The organism is Pantoea sp. RIT413, from assembly GCF_003057675.2.
In the GTDB taxonomy this organism is placed as follows: domain Bacteria; phylum Pseudomonadota; class Gammaproteobacteria; order Enterobacterales; family Enterobacteriaceae; genus Pantoea; species Pantoea eucrina.
In genome coordinates, this window is record NZ_QBJB02000010.1 from 24,211 (window position 1) to 47,173 (window position 22,963).

Genomic DNA, 22,963 nt, shown 5'->3' on the forward strand with positions numbered 1-22,963 from the left:
TTGGCTATTACCAGTTAATATCTACAGAGGGCCTTTATGGCGACTTATCTTAGCAACGATTTTCGTTCCGGTCTTAAAATCATGTTCGAAGGCGAACCGTATGCCATCGAATCCAGTGAATTCGTAAAACCGGGTAAAGGCCAGGCTTTCGCACGCGTTAAAATGCGTCGTCTGCTGACCGGTTCTCGCGTTGAGAAGACCTTTAAATCTACCGACTCTGCCGAAGGCGCAGACGTTCGTGATATGACGCTGCAGTACTCTTACAACGACGGTGACTTCTTCTACTTCATGCACCCTGAGTCGTTTGAACAGTACCAGGTTGAAGCCAAAGTACTGGATGACGTGACCAAGTGGCTGCAGGACAACGCAGAGTGTATCGTAACCCTGTGGAACGATAAACCGATTGCCGTTCAGCCGCCAAACTTCATCGAAGCAGAAATCACCGAAACCGATCCGGGCCTGAAAGGCGATACCGCCGGAACCGGCGGCAAGCCAGCGACCCTGTCTACCGGCGCAGTGATCAAAGTGCCACTCTTCGTTCAGATTGGCGAAGTGGTGAAAGTTGACACCCGCTCGGGTGAATACGTTTCCCGCGTAAAATAAGCACGACATCAGTACTCAATCAGGCGCATCGGTGATGCGCCTTTTTTTATGGCCGCGAAACGCGATGGCGGCGTGAATTTTTCCGGGGCGCAGCTACCAGGGTTGCAGAAGCAGACTATGCTTTAAAAGCTGTACTTTTACTGCAACCAACAAGGATATGGCTATGTTTAAGAAAAGTATTGTCGCAATTTTCTCTGTGCTGGTGCTCTCTTCGGTACTGAGCGGCTGTAACACCACGCGCGGCGTCGGTGAGGATGTCGAAGCGGGTGGTCAGGCAATTCAGCGCAGCACCCAGTAAAATCTGCCGGTGCGAAAGCTTTCGCACCGCTCTTCTTTTCCTCTGATCTGCCAGCTTCTCTTCCGCTACGCCTCGTTGTTTGCTGCTTCTGTTCCGGGTAGACTTCCACCCCTTATTTGTATGAGGAGTCATCACCATGAGCGAAACGGCAAGCTGGCAGCCGAGCGCACCCATTGCCAATTTGTTGAAACGCGCCGCGATTCTGGCGGAAATCAGGCGTTTCTTTGCCGATCGCGGCGTGCTGGAAGTGGATACCCCGGCGATGAGCCAGGCCACCATCACCGATATCCATCTGGTGCCGTTTCAGACGCGTTTTGTCGGACCCGGCGCCAGCGAAGGCCGCGATCTCTGGCTGATGACCAGCCCGGAATACCATATGAAACGGCTGCTGGCCGCTGGCAGCGGGCCGATCTACCAGATGGGTCGCTGCTTCCGTAATGAAGAGGCGGGGCGTCATCACAATCCTGAATTCACCATGCTGGAGTGGTACCGCCCGCACTACGATATGTATCGCCTGATGAACGAGGTGGACGATCTGCTGCAGCAGGTGCTGGAGTGCGACACTGCAGAATCCCTCTCCTATCAGCAGGCGTTTATCCGTCATCTGGAGATTGATCCGCTCTCTGCGGATAAAACGCAGCTGCGCGAAGCCGCGACAAAGCTCGGCGAGGGGGAGCTGGCGCAGCGTGAAGAGGATCGCGATACGCTGCTGCAGCTGCTGTTTATGCTGGGCGTAGAGCCGAAAATTGGCAACGACAAACCCTGCTTTGTCTATCACTTCCCGGCAAGTCAGGCTGCGCTGGCGGAGATCAGCACGGAAGATCATCGCGTTGCTGAACGCTTCGAGGTCTATTACAAAGGGGTTGAGCTGGCGAACGGTTTTCGCGAGCTGACCGACAGCCGTGAGCAGCGTCAGCGTTTTGAACAGGATAACCGTCGTCGTGCGGCGCGCGGGCTGCCGCAGCATCCGATTGACCACTATCTGCTGGATGCGCTGGCGCATGGTATGCCAGCCTGTTCCGGCGTGGCGCTGGGCGTGGATCGCCTGATTATGCTGGCGCTGAAAGCCAGCGCGCTGAGCGATGTGATCGCGTTTCCGGTCGACAGAAGCTGAGAACGTCAGGTTAAGCGCGGCGCCGGCTGGCGCCGCGGCTTACTGGGCGGTGGTGACGGGGGCGGCAGCTTCCGGAAATTCCTGGATCGTAACCGGCAGCGTCATTTTTTGCTCATTGCGCAGCACCTGCACATCAATCACTGAACCGGGGCGGATCTCCGCCACCTGATCCATCGTCTCCTGCGCGGAGAGCGCAGGCTTGCCATTAACCTGCAGCAGCACATCGTTGGCCTGGATCCCGGCGCTATCGGCCGGACCGCCCGGCGCGACGCTGTTAACAATAATACCCTGTACGCGATCGAGATTGCTGCCCTGGCCGTGCAGCGGCGGCAGTTCACGTCCGGTAATGCCGATATAGCCGCGGATCACCCGCCCGTCGCGGATCAGCTTATCCATGATTTTGGCCGCCAGCGCGGTAGGAATAGCGAAGCCGATGCCTTCCGGTGTTTCTCCGTCGTTGCTTTTATCAAAGGTCAGCGTGTTGATACCCATCAGCTCGCCCAGCGAATTGATCAGCGCGCCGCCTGAATTGCCCTGATTAATTGAGGCATCGGTCTGCAGGAAATTTTGCCGGCCGGAAGAGCTCAGGCCGACGCGTCCGGTCGCGCTGATAATGCCCTGTGTGACCGTCTGCCCGAGATTATAGGGGTTGCCTATCGCCATCACGACGTCACCAATGTGCGCCAGCCGCGCAGGGTTAATCGGGATAACCGGCAGGCCTGAGGCGCTGATTTTGAGCACGGCTAAATCGGTCATGGCGTCGGAGCCCACCAGGGTCGCTTCAAAAAAGCGGCCATCCTGCAGCGCCACGATGATCTGATCGGCGTTATTGATAACGTGTTTGTTGGTAAGGATGTACCCTTTCGCGTTCATGATCACACCCGAGCCGAGCGTGGTGATACCGCGATTATTGTTACCGTGGGCGCTGCGGTTGTAGACATTGACTACGGCGGGCACGGCGCGGCGCACCCCCGGATTAAAACTGAAAGGGGTTTCGTCAGCGCTGCTTTCATGATCAAAAGTGACGTCGCTGCCCATCCGCAGCGCCGGGATCGCAACAAGCAGCAAGCCTGCTACGATCAGGCCCATCACCACTGCACGCAAAAGTTTAAGAAACATGGTGTTATTTCAAGCCAGGTGAGATCGCAGGGCAGAATAACATGAGAAAGGCGGACACACACCTGCTTGTCCGCCTGTCGGGGGGATTATCTCAGAAGCAGGTAGATACTCTCGTCGCCGCGTACCACATTCAGCGCCAGCACCGGCGGTTTGCCCTCCAGCACTTTACGCATCTCGGCAAGGCTCTGCACCCGGGTACGGTTTACGCCCACAATCACATCATCTTTCTGCAGACCGACCTGCTCAGCCGGCGTGCCTTTTTCGATGGCGTCGACTTTAATGCCTTTATCGCCTGTTTTGGTGGTGCCGTCGCTCAGCTGCGCGCCCTGCAAAGCAGGAGACATCAGCTGCGCGCTGGCGGTGCTCTGCGCGCTCTGCTCCAGCGTAACGGTCACGCTGACCGGCTTACCGTCGCGCAGCAGACCGATTTTCACCTGCTGGCCTGGCGGCGTGGTGCCTACTTTAACGCGCAGCTCGGCGAAGCTGGCGATCGGCTTATCGTTGATAGAGGTGATGATATCGCCCGATTTTATCCCCGCTTTCTCCGCGGCCGATTTTGGCAACACTTCAGAGACAAATGCGCCGCGCTGCGCGTCAACGTTAAACGCTTTCGCAATATCCGCCGTCATCTCGGTGCCTTTGATACCCAGCTGACCGCGCTTCACTTCGCCGAACTGAATCAGCTGCTGCGCCAGGTTGATCGCCATATCACTGGGGATGGCAAAGCCGATACCAATATTGCCGCCGCTTGATGCCAGAATCGCGGTATTAATACCGATAAGCTCACCGTTCAGGTTGACCAGCGCGCCGCCGGAGTTACCGCGGTTAATCGCCGCATCCGTCTGAATAAAGTTCTCCAGTCCTTCAAGATTAAGGCCGCTGCGGCCGAGTGCCGAGATGATCCCGGAGGTGGCTGTCTGACCCAGACCAAACGGATTACCGATGGCTACCGCAAAGTCGCCGACTTTCAGCGCATCAGAATCGGCGATTTTCACCTGCGTCAGGTTCTTAGCCCCTTCAACCTGAATCAGAGCGATATCTGTCTGCTCGTCGTGGCCAATCAGTTTGGCATCATATTCGTTGCCGTCGCTGAGCTGGACGCTGATTTTGTCCGCGCCGTTTACAACGTGATTATTCGTCAGAATATAGCCTTTTGCCGCATCGATAATGACGCCGGAACCGAGGCCTTCAAATGGCTGAGGCTGCGACTGACCTGGCGCCTGGCCGAAAAAACGCTTCAGCGGTTCCGGGATCTCCTGCGCCTGCTGACCACTGTCGCTGCCCTCAACGTGTACGCTGACCACCGCCGGCAGCACTTTCTCCAGCATCGGTGCCAGGCTTGGCAGCGCCTGCCCCTGAATCTGTACCGGAAGCGCGGCCATCGCGCCTGACGTTGCGGCCAGGCTCATGCTGATACTCAGCGCCAGTGCGCTTAATAGTTTTGTTTGTTTTTTCATGGGTTATCAGGCTCTCGCTGCGAATAGGGGAGTACAGAAAGTGTGACAGTCGTTTACTGCAAGTGTTCGAAACAAAAAGGGCACCGCATGAGGCGGTGCCCTGAAAAGATTAACTGCGGGGCGGGGTAGTGCGATCGCTGCCGCGCAGTAACCCGGAAGCGCCTTCAGAGTAGTCGCGCGGGATCTGCACCGGCGCCTGATCGTTATCCGCTTCCGCTTCCGTCAGCTGATAGGCGAACGGATTTTTTTCACCCGGCAGATTAGGCAGCAGATCGTTGGATCCTTTTGCCATGTGCTGATAAAGCTGGCGGTAATCGCGCGCCATATTGTCCAGCAGCTCTGCGCTCTGGGCAAAATGGTTGGTGAGCTCTTCGCGATAATCTGCCAGCTCCGCTTTTGATTTTTCCAGTTCATACTGCATGCTGCGCTGTTCGCGCAATTTTTTGTTGCCAAAACGCATAGCGACTGCGCCGACAATAATGCCAATCACTAAACCAATCAGCCCGTATTCCCAGGTCATAATAACTCCCGTGTAATTTCCGTTGCTTCGTAGGGCATTGCTTCAACTTCAACTTCAGCTTCACTATAAGTCACTATACCCGTTAATCTGCAGGAAGTGGAACTATCGGACTGTATCGCTTAGTGTAGAGCGGCCTAATTTTCAGCAACCGACACGTGAATCGGACTTTTCAGGGATTCTGAGAGAACCATGCAAACCTCATCTCCGCTTGCGCGCTATGAGCAGGCGCTGTCGCAGGGCGAGTTCCGCCCGGACGACGTACAACGTGAAGCTATAACCCGCTTAGACGCTATCCAGCAAGGGTTGATTGCCCGTCAGCAGCCGCGTGAAAACAGCGGTCGCGGCCTGCTGGGACGCCTCTCCCGACTGGTCGGCAAAGAGAAGGCAGCGCCGGAAGCACCGGTACGCGGTCTCTATATGTGGGGCGGCGTCGGCCGGGGAAAAACCTGGGTCATGGACCTGTTTTTTCAGTCAATTCCTGGCGATCGCAAACTGCGGCTGCACTTTCATCGTTTTATGCTGCGGGTACATGAAGAGCTGACGCAGCTGCAGGGACAAAGCGATCCGCTGCAGATTGTGGCTGACCGTTTTAAAGCAGAGACCGATATCCTCTGCTTTGATGAGTTTTTTGTCTCCGACATTACCGATGCCATGCTGCTGGGTACGCTGATGGAGGCACTGTTCGCACGCGGTATCGCCCTGGTCGCCACCTCCAATATTCCGCCGGACGATCTCTACCGCAACGGTCTGCAGCGCGCGCGCTTCCTGCCCGCTATTGAGCAGATTAAACAGCACTGTGAGGTGATGAACGTGGATGCCGGCATCGACTATCGCCTGCGTACGCTGACGTCAGCACATCTGTGGAACCATCCGCTTAATGACGCCACACAGGCGGAGATGACGCGCATGTTTCGTGCGCTGGCGGGCGGAGCACCCGATGATGCACCGGTGCTGGAGATCAATCACCGGGAGATGCCCACCCGTGGAGTACATGAAGGCGTACTCGCCATTGATTTCCTGACGCTGTGCGGGGCGGGGCGCAGCCAGCACGACTACATTGAGCTATCGCGGCGTTTCCATAGCGTGCTGCTGTTTGATGTACCGGTGATGATTTATAAAACTGAAGATCAGGCGCGCCGCTTTCTGGCACTGGTGGATGAATTTTATGAACGCCACGTCAAACTGGTGGTGGCAGCGGAAACCTCGCTGTTTGAAATTTATCAGGGAACCCGGCTGAAGTTCGAGTATCAGCGCTGCCTGTCACGCCTGCAGGAGATGCAGAGCGAGGAGTATCTCCGGCTGCCGCATCTGCCGTGACGCCCGGCCAGAAATCGTGAATTTTGTCGCAAAAAGGTTCGATTTTTAAATCTGACTTCTCTATAATCTTGCGACCCCACGTTACAGCACAGCATTTCTTTTCCCGGAAAGCTGTGTGATCCGGTAACTCTACCTGAGGGGGTGGGCTTGCTGGGCGAAATGGTCGCGTGAGCCTCAATCGTTAACTTAGCGTTTGGGATTTCACCAACGTGTAACTTTTATTTGGGTAAGCTTTTCAATGAAAACTTTTACAGCTAAACCAGAAACCGTACAGCGTGACTGGTATGTTGTTGACGCAACTGGCAAAACCTTGGGTCGCCTGGCGACTGAACTGGCGCGCCGTCTGCGTGGTAAGCACAAAGCGGAATATACTCCGCACGTTGACACCGGTGATTACATCATCGTTCTGAACGCGGACAAAGTTGCTGTAACCGGCAACAAGCGTACCGACAAGATTTACTATCACCACACTGGTCACATCGGTGGTATCAAGCAGGCGACCTTCGAAGAGATGATTGCCCGCCGTCCTGAGCGTGTGATTGAAATCGCGGTTAAAGGCATGCTGCCAAAAGGCCCACTGGGTCGTGCTATGTACCGTAAACTGAAAGTTTACGCAGGCAACGAGCACAACCACGCGGCGCAGCAACCGCAAGTTCTTGACATTTAATCGGGATTATAGGCAATGGCTGAAACTCAAAACTACGGCACTGGTCGCCGCAAAAGCTCTGCCGCTCGCGTCTTTATCAAGCCGGGTAGCGGTAACATCGTAATTAACCAGCGCTCTCTGGAGCAGTACTTCGGTCGCGAGACTGCACGCATGGTCGTGCGTCAGCCGCTGGAGCTGGTTGATATGGTTGGTAAACTGGATCTGTACATCACCGTTAAAGGTGGTGGTATTTCTGGTCAGGCTGGTGCGATCCGTCACGGTATCACCCGCGCTCTGATGGAATACGACGAATCTCTGCGTGCAGAACTGCGCAAAGCGGGCTTTGTTACCCGTGATGCTCGTCAGGTTGAACGTAAGAAAGTCGGCCTGCGTAAAGCACGTCGTCGTCCTCAGTTCTCCAAGCGTTAATTGCTTACTGCTTCGGCAGTGTCAATTGGCTCAAAAAACCCGCTTCGGCGGGTTTTTTATTGGCTGTTATCCCGGTAAAGCAGTGTAAAAACGCGAGCTTTCCCGGCTATTTGCCCGCAAATGCGCAACCCCGCCCCACAAGCTGCTTAAAATCTGGTAAACTCACTGACACTTTGCGCCCGCGAGCCGCGGCCTGAACTGACGCTCCGCTCCGGACATGAGCCGGATATCAGCGCTGCCCGGCAGTGTGCGAGTCTGATGATCGGGTGAGTCGCCGTGTGGTTGGCTATTCGCAGTATATTTTTGTGAACAAACTTGGAGGTTTTCATGGCTGTCGCTGCCAACAAACGTTCGGTAATGACGCTGTTTTCTGGTCCGACTGACATTTTCAGCCATCAGGTACGTATCGTACTGGCTGAAAAGGGCGTCAGCGTGGAGATCGAGCAGGTTGAACCAGATAATCTGCCGCAGGATCTGATTGACCTCAACCCGTATCGCACCGTACCTACGCTGGTTGACCGTGAACTGACGCTGTATGAATCACGCATCATCATGGAGTACCTGGATGAGCGTTTCCCGCATCCTCCGCTGATGCCGGTTTACCCGGTTGCGCGTGGTGAAAGCCGCCTGATGATGCACCGCATTGAGCAGGACTGGTATAGCCTGCTGCGTACCATCGAAACCACCAGCGGCGCTGAGGCAGATGCCGCGCGCAAACAGCTGCGTGAAGAGCTGCTGGCGATTGCGCCGCTGTTTGCGCGCACGCCGTTCTTTATGAGCGAAGAGTTCAGCCTGGTGGATTGCTACCTGGCGCCGCTGCTGTGGCGTCTGCCGCAGATGGGCGTTGATCTGAGCGGTGCCGGCTCGAAAGAGCTGAAAGGTTATATGACACGCGTATTTGAACGCGACTCCTTCCTCGCCTCACTGACGGAAGCTGAGCGGGAAATGCGCCTGCAGGCTCGGGGCTAAGTATGGAAATGTCGCAACTCACCGCGCGTCGCCCCTATCTGCTGCGGGCATTTTACGACTGGCTGCTGGATAATCAGCTGACGCCGCATCTGGTGGTGGATATCAACTTGCCTGGCGTACAGGTCCCGCTGGAGTATGCGCGCGACGGACAGATCGTGCTGAATATTGCGCCGCGTGCGGTAGGCAATCTCGATCTCTCCAATGACGAAGTGCGCTTCAACGCGCGCTTTGGCGGCGTGCCGCGTCAGGTTTCCGTGCCGATGGCTGCTGTAATGGCAATCTACGCGCGTGAAAATGGTGCGGGCACCATGTTCGAACCGGAGCCGGTCTACGATCAGGCGATGGACGATCAGGAAGCGGGTCAGGAAGAGACGGTCATGTCCGTTATCGATGGCGATCGTCCGGATGATGCTCAGGATGAGGATCATTCCCCTGATGACGAGCCACCGCCGCGCGGCGGACGTCCTTCACTGCGCGTCGTTAAGTAATCTTTTCGCGCAGAAAAAACGGGCCTGATGGCCCGTTTTTTTATGCTGTAACTCAGTAGACGTCGCGCAGATAGCGTTTTTCTTTCTTCAGCTGGTCGATATACGCTGCGGCACGTTCACCGGACAGACCGCCAGCCTGGCGTACCACTTCATACAATGCGGCGTCGACATCTTTCGCCATGCGCGATGCATCACCGCAGACGTAAAAGTATGCGCCTTCCTGCAGCCAGGCGTAGAGCTCAGCGCCTTTCTCCAGCATCCGGTTCTGAACATAGATTTTCTCTTCCTGATCGCGCGAGAAGGCGAGATCGAGGTGCGTCAGCAGACCGCTCTGCTGCCAGCCGTGCAGCTCATCACTGTAGATATAGTCATGCTCCTGATGCTGATCGCCGAAAAAGAGCCAGTTTTTGCCTTTTGCTTCCGTTGCCTGGCGCTCCTGCAGAAACGCGCGAAACGGCGCAATACCGGTACCCGGTCCGACCATGATCAGCGGTGCATTGCCATCAGCCGGCACGCGGAACGCTTTATTAGGCGAAATAAAAATAGCCGGCTTCTCGCCACGGCGTACGCGCTCTGCCAGATAAGTGGAACAGACGCCTTTACGCTCGCGTCCGCCGCTGTGATAGCGCACAGAGGCGATGGTCAGGTGCACCTGATTGGGATGCGCTTTGGCGCTGGAGGAGATGGAGTAAGCGCGGTGCTGCAGCGGCCGCAGCATCGCCACAAATTCCGGCACCGACAGGCTGCGCTTCAGCTCCAGCTGCAGCAGATCGAGGCTGTCTTTGCCCCACAGCCAGTTGGCCAGCGTATCTTTATCGTCGTGCTGCAGCACATGCAGCAGCTCCTGGTTGGCGGTGTGCTGGCCAATCCACTCAATGAGCTTGCGTGACGGCTCGGCGATTTCAAACTGATAGGTCAGCAGATCGCCCAGATTACGATCGAAGCCCGGTACCGGTGTTTCATAGTCCGCTTTCAGCTCAGTCAGCAGCAGCGTGACCAGCGCGGCGTCGTTGACCGGAATAATCCCCAGCGCATCGCCCGCTTCATATTTCAGACCGCTACCGCTGAGATCAAATTCAAAGTGGCGGATATCTTTGGCCGACTGTTCGCCGGAGAGGCGTTTATTGGTGGTCAGCGCAGCCGCATAAGGATTCTGCTTATTGCTGCCGGGGATCACCGGCGCTTCCGGTGCGCTCTCCAGCACGGTGCCGCTGCTGCCGGCGCTGGCGGCAAACTGCGGCATCGCGCTGCCAATCCAGGCATCGGATGGCTCTTCAAAATCGATATCGCAGTCGATGCGATCCACTACGCGGCGCGCACCCAGCTGTTCAAGACGCATATCGATGAATTTACCCGCCTGGCAGAAACCGTCGTAGCCGGTATCGCCAATTGCCAGCACGGCAAAGTGCATCTGCTCCAGGCGCGGTGCGGTGCTGGCTGAAATCGCCTGCCAGAACAGCTGCGCGTTGTCAGGCATCTCACCTTCACCATAGGTTGAGGTCACAATCAGCACATGACGCATGGTGGTGAAGACTTCGAGATCGACCTCACCCAGCGCCTGCACCACCGGGACCAGACCTTTGGCACGAGCCGCTTTAGCCGCGGTCTGGGCCAGCGCTTCGGCATTGCCGGTCTGGGAGCCGTACAGAATGTGCAGCTGCGTGGTTGCGCTGGCGCCAGCGGCAGGCGCCGTCTGCTTATCTTCCAGCACTAACAGGCGCGAGTGGAGACCGGCGAGAAAACCCGCCAGCCAGTATTTCTGCTCACCGTTAAACGGTGCGTCTTCAGGAATGTAAGGAATCTTCATGATACGGGTACTCAATCCTGTTAGTAATGTTCACTTTTAAGGCTCAAATGCCGGGCTGACGCGATCAGGACAGTTTTCCGACCGCAGCGGCAATTTCCGGCAGCGCCGCACGCGCAAACAGCTCTTCAAAGTCCGGCAGGTGGCCCAGCACCTCGCGATGGCGCGCATCCTGATAGATGATCCAGCCATAGGTCGCCAGGCTATCCATAGAGCGGATATTACGCTGCGTTAATGCCGCTTTGTAATCAGCCATGCGTTTTGCCGCGATCAGGCTTGCCAGCTCATCATCGCTGTAGCTCTCAATTGCCGCGCGGGCGTGCCGCTGCAGCTTACTGACCAGCGCAAAATCCTCGGTCATCAGCAGATTGCGTACCGCTTTTTCAACCGCCGGATCTTCCACTGCGGTGCCTTTCGGCAGCTTGCCCAGCGCCAGCTGCTGCGCAAAGCTCAGCACGGTGTAGTTGTTAAGCAGGATAAACATCTCCTGCGTATCAGTCGCACCGTAGGCGGGTACGGCCCCGTCAGCAATGGTTTTGCCGCTGCGCCACGCCGCTTTAAATTTGGCTACCTGGTGCGCAGCCAGCGAGGTTGAAAGCTCTTCCAGCAGATCTTTGCGCGATTTTGCTTTCAGGATCTCACCACCATCCTGGTAGAGCAGCAGCGAACGCGGCATAACATACACAAAGTGCTGACATTCGCTCTCCCAGTTCGCCAGCAGCCAGGCGGCGCGTGGCGAGCGGGTCGCTTCCAGATGCCAGTTCAGCATGGTCAGTACCGCCTGCTTATGCACGCGCGCCATCTCGTTATCATCCGCAATGGAACCAAAGAGTACGGAGTCTCCCGCCGCATGGCCGGCAAGGTTGCCGTACGGGTCATACTGATAAGCGAAGCCGCCGCTCATGCCGTTGCCAAAGCCTTTGCCAAAGGTGCCGAGGTTAAGGATGGCGCCGTTGGTCATATATTCACAGCAGAAATCGCCCACGCCTTCCACCACGGCGGTGGCGCCGGAGTTACGTACCGCGAAGCGATCGCCCGCCTGGCCCTGCACAAACAGCCGGCCGCCGGTGGCACCAAACAGCGCAAAGTTGCCGATCAGCACGTTGCCATCGCTATCCTGTGCGCCGCCGCCTGGTGACATCACCACCAGCTCACCGCCGCACTGACCTTTGCCTACGCCATCGTTACAGGTGCCGTAGTGCTGCATCAGCATGCCGTCGTTACAGAACGCCCCGAATGATTGTCCGGCTGCGCCCTGGGTATGGATTTGCACCGTACGTGGCGCCAGGTAGTGGCGCCCGCGATCGTCCTTCAGCACCGCCGGCAGCAGGAGGCGCTGCTCAGCCGGTAGCGTATGGTTCAGCAGGCGCTCGATATCGATAGCCAGCTGTCCGCCAACGCTTTTATTGCGGTTATTCAGCGTCACGCCGTTGCCCAGAGTAACCTCACGGCCCGCCTGCTCAACCAGCTGCGCCGTCACTTCCGTTACCCAGCCGTCGTCGAGCGTAAAATCTTTTTCCAGATAGACCGGATGCGCGATTTTCTGTTCCGGTACTACCGTCAGCATGGCGCGCAGATCGAGTTTGCCCACTTCCAGCGGATGATCCATCAGGTGCAGCAGATCGGCCCGGCCGCGCGCCTCACGCAGCGAGCGCAGGCCGAGGCGGGCGAGAAACTCGCGCACTTCCTGCGCCACGTTAATGAAGTACTGCGCCAGCTGACGCGGATCGCCATCAAAGGCTTCGGCATTGGTGGTTAAGCCCGCCGGGCACTTCACGTTGCAGTTTTTCGCCATCACGCACTTCAGCATCATCAGTGCCGTGGTACCAAACTCAAAGCTATCGCCGCCCAGCAGCGCGGATTTAATCACGTCGCTGCCGGTCTGCTGCGCGCCGGAGCAGCGGAGCTGTACTTTGTCACGCAGGCCATTGGCGCACAGCGCCTGATGAACTTCAGCAATACCGATTTCTGCCACGCGGCCGGTATATTTCAGGCTGGTTACCGATGCCGCACCGGTTCCGCCGGTGTTGCCCGCCACGTTAATGACGTCGGCGCCGGCTTTGGCTACGCCCACCGCAATGGTGCCGATACCTTCTGAAGAGACCAGTTTGACAATAACGCGCACGCGCGCGGCTTTGCAGTCGTGGATCAGCTGTGCCAGATCCTCAATGGAGTAGGTGTCATGGTGAGGCGGAGGCGACACCAGCTCCACACCCGGCGTGCCGCCGCGTGCGGCAGCAATCTCTACCGTGACTTTAGGCGCCGGCAGCTGACCGCCTTCGCCAGGTTTTGCACCCTGACCAATTTTGATCTCCAGCTCTTCCAGCATCGGATCGGCCAGGTAGGCCGCCCAGACACCAAAACGTCCTGAAGCCAGCTGTTTAATGCGCGAGGCGCGGATGGTGCCGTGACGCGAATAGTGCTCGCCGCCTTCACCGCAGTTACTCATGCCGCCCACCATATTGGTGCCGTGCGCGACGGCTTCATGCGCAGGCGCAACCAGCGCTCCGTGGCTCATTGCACCGGAAGCGAAGGTGCGGGTGATTTCGTGTGCCGGCTGAATCTCCTCCAGCGGCAGCGAAGGCTGCGCCGTGAAAATTTTTGCCAGGTACTCTGCGGCCTTACCATAGGCGGTAATGCGCAGCACGCTCTCTTCCACGCTGCTGCTCTCAATGTCATCCCGGAAGCGGGTGCTGAGCGCACGCGCCAGCGCCGCCAGACGCTCCTGCTCCGGTTTCAGACCGGCAATCGCGTCGATCAGGCGCAGTTCAAACTGGTTCAGGCTGCCCGCCACCGTCTGACACTGCAGGCCACGGATGGCGAAACCATTGTTCACCAGCGAATAGCGGCCCAGCTTGCGGCCAAACTCCGCTTCACTGTCAACGTGGGTCAGATCGCAGGGCAGGGCAAGAATGTCACGCAGTGCTGCCGGACGGCGTTTGCGCTCAGCATGCATCAGGCTGGAGAACTGACGGTAATCCGGCGTAATGGCAAAGGTATCGATGACCGCATTCGGGATCCGTTCAAAGCTGCTCTCTTTGAATGCGTCCGCTTTAATACCAAACGCGTTTTCCAGCCTGGCGAGCGTCATCAGACGGATAAAGTTATCCTCTTCGCGCGCCTTATCGGCAAAGCGGATCGGCTGTTCAGTCATATCGATAAAGGTTCGCACGGCGATGGTGCCGTAGGAGTGACCGGCACCTTCCGCACGCTCTTTGAACAGGCCAAGCAGCGGCACTTCCGCTTCACCCTGGATTTTCAGCGCGCTTTGATGCCAGTCTACTGCCATCTGGGCGATCGCCGGGAAGCCTGCGCCACCCACCGGGGTTTTGATATTCGGAAAATATTTTTTCAGCACCGGATCTTCAGTATCGAGAAAATTAGGCTCAAAAAACTCACCGCAGCTGTAGCTCTCGACGGTGCAGAGGCCCACTTTACCCATGGTCTTCATCAGCGCTTTCTCAGCGGCTTTGGCATAGCGCCTGAACGCCTTATTACCCTCTTCGCCTTCACCAAATTTCTCTTCTGCGCGCATCTGTACGCCCAGCGGATAGACGGCGGAAGCACCGAAGCCAAGCGTGGCAGCGATATGGTGCGACGAGATGCTCTGACCGCTCTCAACCACCAGAGAGACATCCAGACGCAGCCCTTCCTGCACCAGACGCTGGTTAATGGCGGAGATCACCAGCAGCATCGGCATGGCGGCATGAGTGGTTGATACGTGACGATCGGTGATCACGGCAATGCCGCCCTGCGTACGGGCGAAATCCACCACCTGCTGAGCCAGATTATCTATCGCTTTTTCCAGCGCGCTGGCATTAGCGGCGCGGCTGACGATATCTTTGCCGGTCACCGGCTCATAGAGCATTTCAAAGCGCGCGTAAGGTGCCACGTTCTGCTCGCGCAGGCGCAGCATATCAAGGTGGGTCAGGATCGGACTGGGAACAATAATCTGCTGCCCTTTGCTACGGCCAAGATGGGGTTTTGCGCCCAGCGCCACGCGCAGCGTCATGCCGTCAGCTTCACGGATAGAGTCGAGCGGCGGGTTGGTCACCTGCGCAAAGCGCTGCGAAAAGTAGTGCGCCATGCCGCCTTCATGATCGGAAAGGCCGTTGATGGCGTTGCCGTAACCCATTGCGGAGATTTTCTCCGCACCGGTCTGCAGCATCGGATCCATCATGAACTTGAAGCTTTCCTGGTTGTAGTAGTAGGCGACAAAACGCTGGTAGGTTTTGAGATCGCCGCGATAGCGCAGCGGAGAGCCAAGCTTCTCGGCCGGAATTTCCGGCAGCTCATGCAGCTCGACGCGCGCCGCCTGCAGCAGGGCACGATAATCTTTTGCGGCCGCCAGTTTTTCCAGCGCTTCGGTCGTGGTATAGGCGCGCTTCTCTTTGTGATCGTAATAGAGCATACCGCCCGCTTCGATGCGGCCGCGACGCAGTACGCTTTCTGGCGGAAAGGCAATCTGGCCCGCTTCTGACATGGCACCGATATAGTCGGCAGTTTCCACTGAACGCAGCGGACGCAGGCCCAGGCGATCCAGACGGGCACCGATGACCTCGCCGTTGCCGAAAATCAGCGCGGCCGGACCATCATTTTTCTCTTCATACAGCGAAAAGTACTCCAGCATCGCACGCACGTCAGCGGAGAGTGAACTGTCGTTCTCCCACGCCGGGGGCATCATGGAGACCACGGCGGTGATCAGGTCGAGATCGTCTTCCATCAGGCGGCTGTGGATGCTCTGGTCAAGACGCGAGCTGTCAGACTGGCCTTTAGGGCGGACAATTTTTTTACCGCGCGCCAGCATCAGCGCCGCTTCAGCAATGCGGTTTTTACGATCGGTATTCAGCTCGCCGTTATGCGCCATCAGGCGGAACGGCTGTGCCATAGTGGTATGGGGATCGGTATTGGTCGAGAAGCGGGTATGGAAAAAGAGTCCGCGCACCTGGTGATCGCTGTCGGTGAGGTCTTTAAAGTAAGGGATCACTTCATTCGAGTTCAGACGCGCTTTAAACACCTGCGTGCGGGAAGAGAGTGAGAGCGGATAGAGGCCGCCAAACTCACTTTCGGTGAACGCGCGCGCTTCGATATCCAGCAGCGCCCGGTAGATCTGACGTTCGAAGTCAGTCTGATTCGTCAGCGCAGGCGGAGCGGCAAACACCCACTGCACAATCGGCAGCTGAAACGCCACGGCGGCAGGGCGGGTTACGCTATTATCCAGCGGCATATCGCGCTTCAGCAGCACCGGGAAATTCCATGCGGCCAGCGTCTCTTCAACCAGACGTTCGGCATTAGCCCGCAGCGCGGTATCTTTCGGGACAAAAAAGTTGCCTACGCCAAACTGGCCAGCTTCCAGCGCCTGGCCGGTTAATTTACGGAAAAAGTTAAGCGAGAGATCGACGTTAACGCCGGCACCATCACCGACACCCTCTGCGGACATCCCGCCGCGATGCGGCACGGTGCAGAGTGCGCTGTGCGCCATCTGCAGAATGTCATGTGTCTGCTCGCCGTCCTTGCGGGTAATAAAACCTACACCACAGCTATCGCTGCCTGCGGCCGGGTCGTACAAACCATAGGAATGAGGTTTTTGCGTGGACATTGAGAGTCTCCTTAAACTGCTTTAGACATTGCCTGTTCTGTTTCAGGCACAGAGCGCTGACGCGTGCTGTTTCACTGGTTTTTTCCGCGCTGTACGCGGGCGTCGCCACACCGAGCAATGACTCTCAGGATCCGGGTATAACGTCCTTGATGAGTTGCTCTTCAATCCGGTCTCTAACGGGAGATAACTTGCATCCAGAGGGAGTCTTCTTGCTGCATAGATATGTCGAGACACAGTCCCGACTGGAAAGCATCCAGCGGAATTTCAACTTATCGGGAAAGCGCACAGAGGTCAAATAGAGAGCGCTGAGCCCTATATCTGCAGAAAAAAGAGGTTAACCTTATGAATTTTATGTTTTTTAACAGTAAATTTATGTCAATAAGCGCCGATTTAAACCCCTGCTAAGTGTGAGCCGTCTCACTATCTGCAGGCGGCGATATTACTTTACCCTGCTGGCAGTGCTGCTTATAGCAGCATAAAATATCGTAGCTGTGCAGACCGGCATGTCATGTATCTGTTTTTCTTATGGCGTCTGTTTTGAATTAAATATAGGTCTGTATAAGCAAAACTAATCAGAAGGTAACTGAGTAAAATTTCGTTAAATGTGAATCAGTATGCAATAAGGAGGGGTGGCAGTATGCTGAGAAATCAGCTGCCACAGGCGAAAGAGAGCAATAAGGTCTGACGCTTAGCTGCGCGCAGACGGCCTTTCAGATTATTCACCTGTGCAAATTAGTCAAGTGCTTTACTCAGCGCGCGCCAGATAACGTTCAAGCCGGGCGCGGATGCACTATGATGGGGCGTCAGGCGGGCGCAATATCCCGGTCAGCCCGGGCAGACGCAGGCTAATTACGTTATGATGGCGCCATTCGTTCAGGGGATCTGCCATGAAACAAATTCGTCTGTTAGCTCAATATTATGTCGACCTGATGGTCAAACTCGGTCTGGTGCGCTTTTCACTGCTGCTGGCGTCGGCGCTGGTGGTGCTGGCGATGATTGTCCAGATGGCGGTCACTATGGTACTGCGCGGGCACGTGGAAAGTATCGACGTGGTGCGCTCGGTCTTCTTTGGTCTGCTGATTACGCCCTGGGCGGTCTATTTCCTGTCAGTCGTGGTCGATCAGCTGGAGGAGTCGCGTCAGCGGCTAACGAAGCTGGTTGATAAGCTGGAAGAGATGCGCACGCGCGATCTCGAGCTTAATCAGCAGATGAAACAGACCATCACGCAGCTGAATCAGGAGATCAGCGATCGCATCAGCGCAGAAGAGGCGCGTAAACAGGTGATGGATAAGCTGCGTGAAGAGATGGCGCGCCGCGAGCAGGCGCAGATTGAGCTGGAGCAGCAATCCTCTTTCCTGCGCTCATTTCTGGATGCATCGCCCGATCTGGTCTTCTACCGTAATATCGACAAACAGTTCTCCGGCTGCAACCGCGCCATGGAGCTGCTGACCGGCCTAAGTGAAAAACAGCTGATCGGACTGACGCCGCACGATATTTATGATGATGAGGCAGCGACCAAGGTACTGGAAACAGACGAAAAGGTGTTTCGCCATAACGTATCGCTCACCTATGAGCAGTGGCTGCAGTATCCGGACGGGCGCAAAGCCTGTTTTGAAATCCGTAAAGTGCCCTATTACGATCGGGTGGGCAAGCGCAGCGGCCTGATGGGATTCGGACGCGATATCACGGAGCGTAAGCGCTATCAGGATGCGCTGGAGAACGCCAGCCGGGAGAAAACCACCTTTATTTCAACGATCAGCCACGAGCTGCGCACGCCGCTGAACGGCATCGTGGGTCTGAGCCGTATTCTGCTGGATACCGAGCTCAGCCAGGAGCAGCTGAAGTACCTGAAAACGATTCACGTCTCAGCCATTACGCTGGGCAATATCTTTAACGATGTGATCGAAGTGGACAAAATCGAGCGGCGCAAAGTTCAGCTGGATAACCAGCCGCTTGATTTCACCGGTTTCCTTGCCGATCTCGAAAACTTATCCGGCCTGCTGGCCCAGCCGAAAGATCTGAAGTTTGTTATGCAGCCCGCGCTGCCGCTGCCGCATAAAATTCTGGCTGACGGCACGCGCTTACGGCAGATCCTGTGGAACCTGATTGGAAACGCCGTGAAATTCACCCGCGAGGGGGAGATTGTCGTGCGGGTCGCGTACAGCGCGAATGAAACGCTGCGCTTTGAAGTGCAGGATTCAGGAATGGGTATTCCGCAGGAGGAGCAGGACAAAATCTTTGCCATGTATTATCAGGTTAAAGATCAGCACGGCGGCAAACCCGCGACCGGTACCGGTATCGGGCTGGCGGTATCGCGCCGCCTGGCGCAGGCGATGGGCGGAGATATCACCGTCAGCAGCGCGCCGGGTAAGGGCTCCTGCTTTGTGGTTGAGATTAACGCGCCGCGCGTGGCTGACGAAGTGGAAGATACCGGCCTGGATGACAGCCTGCCGCTGCCGGCGCTGCACGTACTGCTGGTGGAAGATATTGAACTGAATGTGATTGTCGCCCGCTCGGTGCTGGAGAAGCTCGGCTGCAGCGTTGAGGTCGCCATGAACGGCCATGACGCGCTAAGCCTGTTTGATCCGCAGGAGTTTGACCTGGTGCTGCTGGATATTCAGCTGCCGGATATGACCGGACTGGACGTTGCGCGCGCTATCCATCAGCAGCATAAGGGCGTGCAGCTGCCGCCGCTGGTCGCGCTGACGGCCAACGTACTTAAAGATAAAAAAGAGTATCTCGATGCCGGAATGGATGAAGTACTCAGTAAACCGCTGGCGGTGCCGGCGCTGACGGCGGTGATCAAAAAATTCTGGGATTATCAGGGCGAGGAAGAAGAGACAGATATGCCTGTCGCGGATACGCAGTCGCGCATGCTGCTGGATGTGGCGATGCTGGAGCAGTATATCGAGCTGGTCGGGCCTGGTCTGATTACACAGAGCCTGACAATGTTTGAACAGATGATGCCTGGTTATCTTGATGTGCTTGATTCCAATATGATGGCGCGCGATCAAAAAGGCATTGCCGAAGAGGGGCACAAAATTAAAGGTGCCGCGGGATCGGTAGGCTTGCTGCACCTGCAGCAGCTGGCAAAACAGATTCAGTCACCGGAACTGCCGGCCTGGTGGGACAATGTGCAGGAGTGGATCGATGAACTGAAGCAGGAGTGGCGACAGGATGTTGCCGTACTGCGTGAATGGGTTGCCGGGCGGGAAAATCAGAAGCGCTAAAAAAAATGACCCCGGTCGAAACCGGGGTGCGCGAATACTGCGCCAACACCAGGGAAAAAGTGACTGCTGCTGTTATGGTTAATTGAAGTAAAAAGCAGCAGTCAGGTATTGGTTAACGTTACAAAATCACCTTAGCAAATTTGCCAGCCTGCGCGACAAGATTCATTAAATTGTGTGATGTTGAACAACGTTCCGCTACAGAAAACATTAATTTGACAACACTGTCAAGCGGGGAATCAATTTCCCCGCTGATTTGTTTGTTATTTAACCAATATCAACCGGTTTTGGCTGATTTTTCGCCATCAGGATTGAGGGAAGCGGCGAAAGCCCGGATAGCTATCCGGGGACGGATTTTTATCAGGAAAATATTCTTTATGCTATTGTTTTGTAATAAAAATAGCCGTATTGCATCACATTTATCCGAAACGTTTTGGAAAGCAGGCGGTTAAACTTCCAGATCGGTCGTTCTGAAAAACAGGCCGGTCAGAGTGTAAAATTTGATTTACGGACAATTGCCGGGGGATTCGGCTTTCTGGCAGCATAATATGTGTCTGAAACCGATCTCATAGCAGACGATAGTCAGGAAACGCTAAGCTATTCTTTGCAAATGTTAAGCTATATGAAAGTCTTATTAACATGACTATTAGTACAGGTTAACGGCGGTCTGAAGTTTGCCTTGCGCGATTTTTATGCATGGAACCGATTCCTTAAAGATGGAAGTCTTTGATGTTTCAGGGTATCAGCACAAGAGCCGCGGCTGGCCTGAACGCTTTTTCAGCTCCGGAAACCGGCTGGCAGCATGCAGGCAGGTATAACAATGAGCACTGGACGCAATCATGACCAGAGTGATTAATTAATACAGGGAAGGGATACAGGAAGAGGTAATGAAAAAATACAGAGGGAAAGGGTTCAGCCTTTTCAGGTCGCTGATGGTTAAATGTCTGCTGGCATGGGCACTACTCTGGATCGGAGGAATTGCCGTTTTCGCTTTTTTACCCGTGCCTTTTTCCGCGGTTATGGCGGAACGTCAGGCAGGCGCCTGGCTGCACGGAGATATCAGTTATGTCGCACATTCAGAGTGGGTCAGCATGGATAACATCTCCCCGTGGATGGCGCTGGCCGTGATTGCCGCCGAAGATCAGAAATTCCCTGAGCACTGGGGTTTTGACGTTGGCGCTATTCAGCAGGTGCTCGACAACAGCAGCGGCGAGCGCATGCGTGGCGCGTCAACGCTTTCTCAGCAGACCGCGAAAAATCTCTTTTTGTGGGACGGACGTAGCTGGCTACGTAAAGGGCTGGAGGCGGGGATGACGGTTGGCATTGAAACCGTCTGGAGTAAACGTCGTATTCTGACGGTCTATCTTAATATCGCTGAGTTCGGTCCCGGTATTTTTGGCGCTGAAGCCGCAGCGCAGCACTATTTCCATAAGCCCGCCAGCCGCCTGACTATCGCAGAGGCTGCCCTGCTGGCTGCAGTATTGCCTAATCCGATCCGTTTTCGCGCGGATGCGCCTTCAGGCTATGTTCGCCAGCGTCAGCAGTGGATCATGCGTCAGATGCGCCAGCTGGGAGGGGAGGGTTTCCTGAATCGCTACCGGCTACACTAAAACCTTTACTCTTCGTCAAAGCCCGATTCAAACAGCTCAATAACGGCGGCCAGCGCCGCAGTTTCCTGCGGTCCGCTGGCTTCAATTTCAATATGACCGCCTTTTGCTGAATCCAGCATCAGCAGCGCAATAACGCTGCTCGCCTCAGCCTCGGTGCCCGCTTCATTGCGCAGCAGAACATCCGCGTCAAAGCTCTGCACCAGCTCAAACAGCTTCATCGCCGGGCGCGCATGCATACCCAGCTTGTTACGGATTTCGACAGTTTGCTTTACGGTCATGATTTACGCTTTTCCAGTGTGCGATGACGCGACTGCACGTTTTTACCGCGCGAACGGAAATAGTCAGCCAGCTGCTCGGCGATATACACGGAACGATGTTTGCCACCGGTACAGCCGATCGCCACAGTAAGGTAGCTGCGGTTGTTGGTTTCCAGCATCGGCAGCCATAGCTCAAGATAGCTGCGCGTCTGGTAGATAAAATTATGTACTTCTGTATGCCGATCCAGGAACGCCGCCACCGGTCGATCGAGGCCCGTCATCGGACGCAGTTTGGGATCCCAGTGCGGGTTAGGCAAAAAGCGCACGTCAAACACGTAGTCGGCATCGATCGGGATACCGTGTTTGAAACCGAACGACTCAAACACCATCGTGAGTTCGCGTTCGCGCTTGCCCAGCAGGCGGGTGCGCAGCATCTCAGCCAGCTCATGCACTGACATCTCTGAGGTATCAATAATCAGATCGGCACGCGAGCGCAGCGGCTCCAGCAGATCGTTCTCTTCATCAATGGCGCTTTCCAGCGACAGGTTTTTGCTGGAGAGCGGATGCAGGCGACGGGTGTCGCTGTAGCGTCGGATCAGCGTATTGCGATCGGCATCCAGAAACAGCAGCTGAGGAGAGAAAGAGTCAGGCAGATTATTTAACGCCAGCTCAAAGACTTCCTGCGACTCCGGCATGTTGCGTACATCAATACTTACCGCCGCCGAAATATTCCGCTCTGTCAGCGTATTCGCCAGCTCAGGCAGCAGGACTACCGGCAGATTGTCGACACAGTAAAAGCCCATATCCTCCAGGGCACGCAGCGCAACTGATTTACCTGAGCCTGATCGACCACTGACGATCATCAGCACCATCACTATTCTCCCCTGTTTTATCCGGCCCGCAGACCGGTAACGCTATGTACTGATTACGAATGCGCTTCCTGAGCTTCTGTGATAATGGCGTAGAGCTCTTGATCACTCTGGGCCGCACGCAGGCGACGGCAAACCGTCTTATCTGCCAGGCGTTTTGCGACCAGCGACAGGGTATGAAGGTGCGTCTTACACTGATCGGCAGGCACCAGCAGAGCGAACAGCAGATCGACCGGCTGATTATCCACGGCGTCAAAAGCAATAGGCTGATCGAGGCTGATAAACACCCCCACCGCCCGCAGCGTATCCTCTTCCAGTTTGCCATGCGGAATAGCAATGCCGTTGCCAATGCCGGTACTGCCCATACGCTCGCGGGTCAGAATCGCTTCGAAAAGCGTCTGGTGCGGCAGATTGAGCTGCTTAGCCGCCAGTTCGCTGATAATCTCCAGCGCGCGTTTTTTACTCTGGCAGTGTACGCCGCTGCGGGTGCAGTCAGGCGTCAGAACCGAGCTCAATTCCAGTGTCAGATCGTTGTTCATCGTGGTTTCACTTGCGAGTTCACATAGCCACAGAGCGAAAAGCCCTGCTGGCGCTTGCGCAGATGATAAAACGGGGCGCTCTTCCGCCCCATTTTTCC

Annotated in this window: 18 protein-coding genes; 10 read left to right on the forward strand and 8 right to left on the reverse strand. The window is 56.0% G+C overall.

Going from position 1 to position 22,963, the window contains the following annotated elements:
• Nucleotides 1-36 precede the first annotated feature (36 nt).
• The 3 genes from efp (at nucleotide 37) to epmA (ending at nucleotide 2,015) form a co-directional block, all read left to right on the forward strand.
• Complete coding sequence (gene efp / locus DBY66_RS13030; RefSeq protein ID WP_039382139.1) at nucleotides 37-603, forward strand: elongation factor P; 567 nt, start codon at nucleotides 37-39, stop codon at nucleotides 601-603.
• A gap of 163 nt (nucleotides 604-766) precedes the next feature.
• A complete protein-coding gene (locus DBY66_RS13035; RefSeq protein ID WP_039382142.1) occupies nucleotides 767-901 on the forward strand; it encodes an entericidin A/B family lipoprotein in 135 nt (44 codons plus the stop codon).
• 136 nt (nucleotides 902-1,037) lie between these two features.
• A complete protein-coding gene (epmA, locus tag DBY66_RS13040) occupies nucleotides 1,038-2,015 on the forward strand; it encodes an elongation factor P--(R)-beta-lysine ligase (protein ID WP_039382145.1) in 978 nt (325 codons plus the stop codon).
• Between the two features lie 39 nt (nucleotides 2,016-2,054).
• Here the strand turns inward: epmA and degS are convergent, their stop codons facing one another.
• The 3 genes from degS to zapG form a co-directional block, all read right to left on the reverse strand.
• Complete coding sequence (gene degS, locus DBY66_RS13045; RefSeq protein WP_039382147.1) at nucleotides 2,055-3,134, reverse strand: outer membrane-stress sensor serine endopeptidase DegS; 1,080 nt, start codon at nucleotides 3,132-3,134, stop codon at nucleotides 2,055-2,057.
• Between the two features lie 86 nt (nucleotides 3,135-3,220).
• Nucleotides 3,221-4,591 (reverse strand): serine endoprotease DegQ, encoded by a 1,371-nt coding sequence (degQ, locus tag DBY66_RS13050; RefSeq protein ID WP_108570029.1) that lies wholly within the window; start codon nucleotides 4,589-4,591, stop codon nucleotides 3,221-3,223.
• A 109-nt stretch (nucleotides 4,592-4,700) separates the two neighbouring features.
• Nucleotides 4,701-5,111 (reverse strand): Z-ring associated protein ZapG, encoded by a 411-nt coding sequence (gene zapG, locus DBY66_RS13055; protein WP_094110668.1) that lies wholly within the window; start codon nucleotides 5,109-5,111, stop codon nucleotides 4,701-4,703.
• A 189-nt stretch (nucleotides 5,112-5,300) separates the two neighbouring features.
• Here zapG and zapE point away from each other — a divergent pair, with 189 nt between their 5' ends.
• From zapE to sspB, 5 genes are all read left to right on the forward strand, one after another.
• Nucleotides 5,301-6,428, forward strand: a complete 1,128-nt coding sequence (zapE, locus tag DBY66_RS13060; RefSeq protein ID WP_094110669.1) for a cell division protein ZapE — start codon at nucleotides 5,301-5,303, stop codon at nucleotides 6,426-6,428.
• Nucleotides 6,429-6,666: 238 nt separating this feature from the next.
• A complete protein-coding gene (rplM, locus tag DBY66_RS13070; protein ID WP_039382157.1) occupies nucleotides 6,667-7,095 on the forward strand; it encodes a 50S ribosomal protein L13 in 429 nt (142 codons plus the stop codon).
• Between the two features lie 15 nt (nucleotides 7,096-7,110).
• Entirely contained in the window at nucleotides 7,111-7,503 is a 393-nt protein-coding gene (rpsI, locus tag DBY66_RS13075) for a 30S ribosomal protein S9 (RefSeq protein WP_039382160.1), read from the forward strand.
• Between the two features lie 327 nt (nucleotides 7,504-7,830).
• Complete coding sequence (gene sspA / locus DBY66_RS13080; protein WP_039382163.1) at nucleotides 7,831-8,472, forward strand: stringent starvation protein SspA; 642 nt, start codon at nucleotides 7,831-7,833, stop codon at nucleotides 8,470-8,472.
• Between the two features lie 2 nt (nucleotides 8,473-8,474).
• Nucleotides 8,475-8,960: a ClpXP protease specificity-enhancing factor gene (gene sspB, locus DBY66_RS13085; protein ID WP_039382169.1), complete on the forward strand. Its 486-nt coding sequence runs from the start codon at nucleotides 8,475-8,477 to the stop codon at nucleotides 8,958-8,960.
• Between the two features lie 52 nt (nucleotides 8,961-9,012).
• Here the strand turns inward: sspB and DBY66_RS13090 are convergent, their stop codons facing one another.
• Nucleotides 9,013-10,767, reverse strand: coding sequence for a sulfite reductase subunit alpha (locus DBY66_RS13090; RefSeq protein WP_039382173.1), 1,755 nt, complete (start codon nucleotides 10,765-10,767; stop codon nucleotides 9,013-9,015).
• Between the two features lie 64 nt (nucleotides 10,768-10,831).
• Complete coding sequence (locus DBY66_RS13095) at nucleotides 10,832-16,363, reverse strand: glutamate synthase-related protein (RefSeq protein ID WP_108570028.1); 5,532 nt, start codon at nucleotides 16,361-16,363, stop codon at nucleotides 10,832-10,834.
• Nucleotides 16,364-17,250: 887 nt separating this feature from the next.
• Here DBY66_RS13095 and arcB point away from each other — a divergent pair.
• Together arcB and mtgA are read left to right on the forward strand one after the other, a co-directional pair.
• Entirely contained in the window at nucleotides 17,251-19,593 is a 2,343-nt protein-coding gene (gene arcB, locus DBY66_RS13100; protein WP_108570027.1) for an aerobic respiration two-component sensor histidine kinase ArcB, read from the forward strand.
• A gap of 884 nt (nucleotides 19,594-20,477) precedes the next feature.
• Nucleotides 20,478-21,200 carry a monofunctional biosynthetic peptidoglycan transglycosylase gene (gene mtgA, locus DBY66_RS13105; protein WP_108570026.1) on the forward strand — a complete coding sequence of 241 codons (723 nt, stop codon included), beginning with the start codon at nucleotides 20,478-20,480 and terminating at the stop codon, nucleotides 21,198-21,200.
• 5 nt (nucleotides 21,201-21,205) lie between these two features.
• On the opposite strand, the gene npr is transcribed toward mtgA, so the two are convergent.
• Genes npr through ptsN form a run of 3 tightly spaced genes read right to left on the reverse strand, consistent with a single transcriptional unit; the run spans nucleotide 21,206 to nucleotide 22,865 of the window.
• Nucleotides 21,206-21,478 carry a PTS phosphocarrier protein NPr gene (npr, locus tag DBY66_RS13110; protein ID WP_039382188.1) on the reverse strand — a complete coding sequence of 91 codons (273 nt, stop codon included), beginning with the start codon at nucleotides 21,476-21,478 and terminating at the stop codon, nucleotides 21,206-21,208.
• On the reverse strand, nucleotides 21,475-22,329 hold the full coding sequence (gene rapZ, locus DBY66_RS13115) for an RNase adapter RapZ (protein WP_039382191.1): 855 nt from the start codon (nucleotides 22,327-22,329) through the stop codon (nucleotides 21,475-21,477). Before rapZ ends, npr begins: the two co-directional genes overlap by 4 nt.
• A gap of 53 nt (nucleotides 22,330-22,382) precedes the next feature.
• The gene (ptsN, locus tag DBY66_RS13120; RefSeq protein WP_039382195.1) at nucleotides 22,383-22,865 is read right to left on the reverse strand and encodes a PTS IIA-like nitrogen regulatory protein PtsN; all 483 of its coding nucleotides are present in this window, start codon (nucleotides 22,863-22,865) and stop codon (nucleotides 22,383-22,385) included.
• Nucleotides 22,866-22,963: the final 98 nt, after the last annotated feature.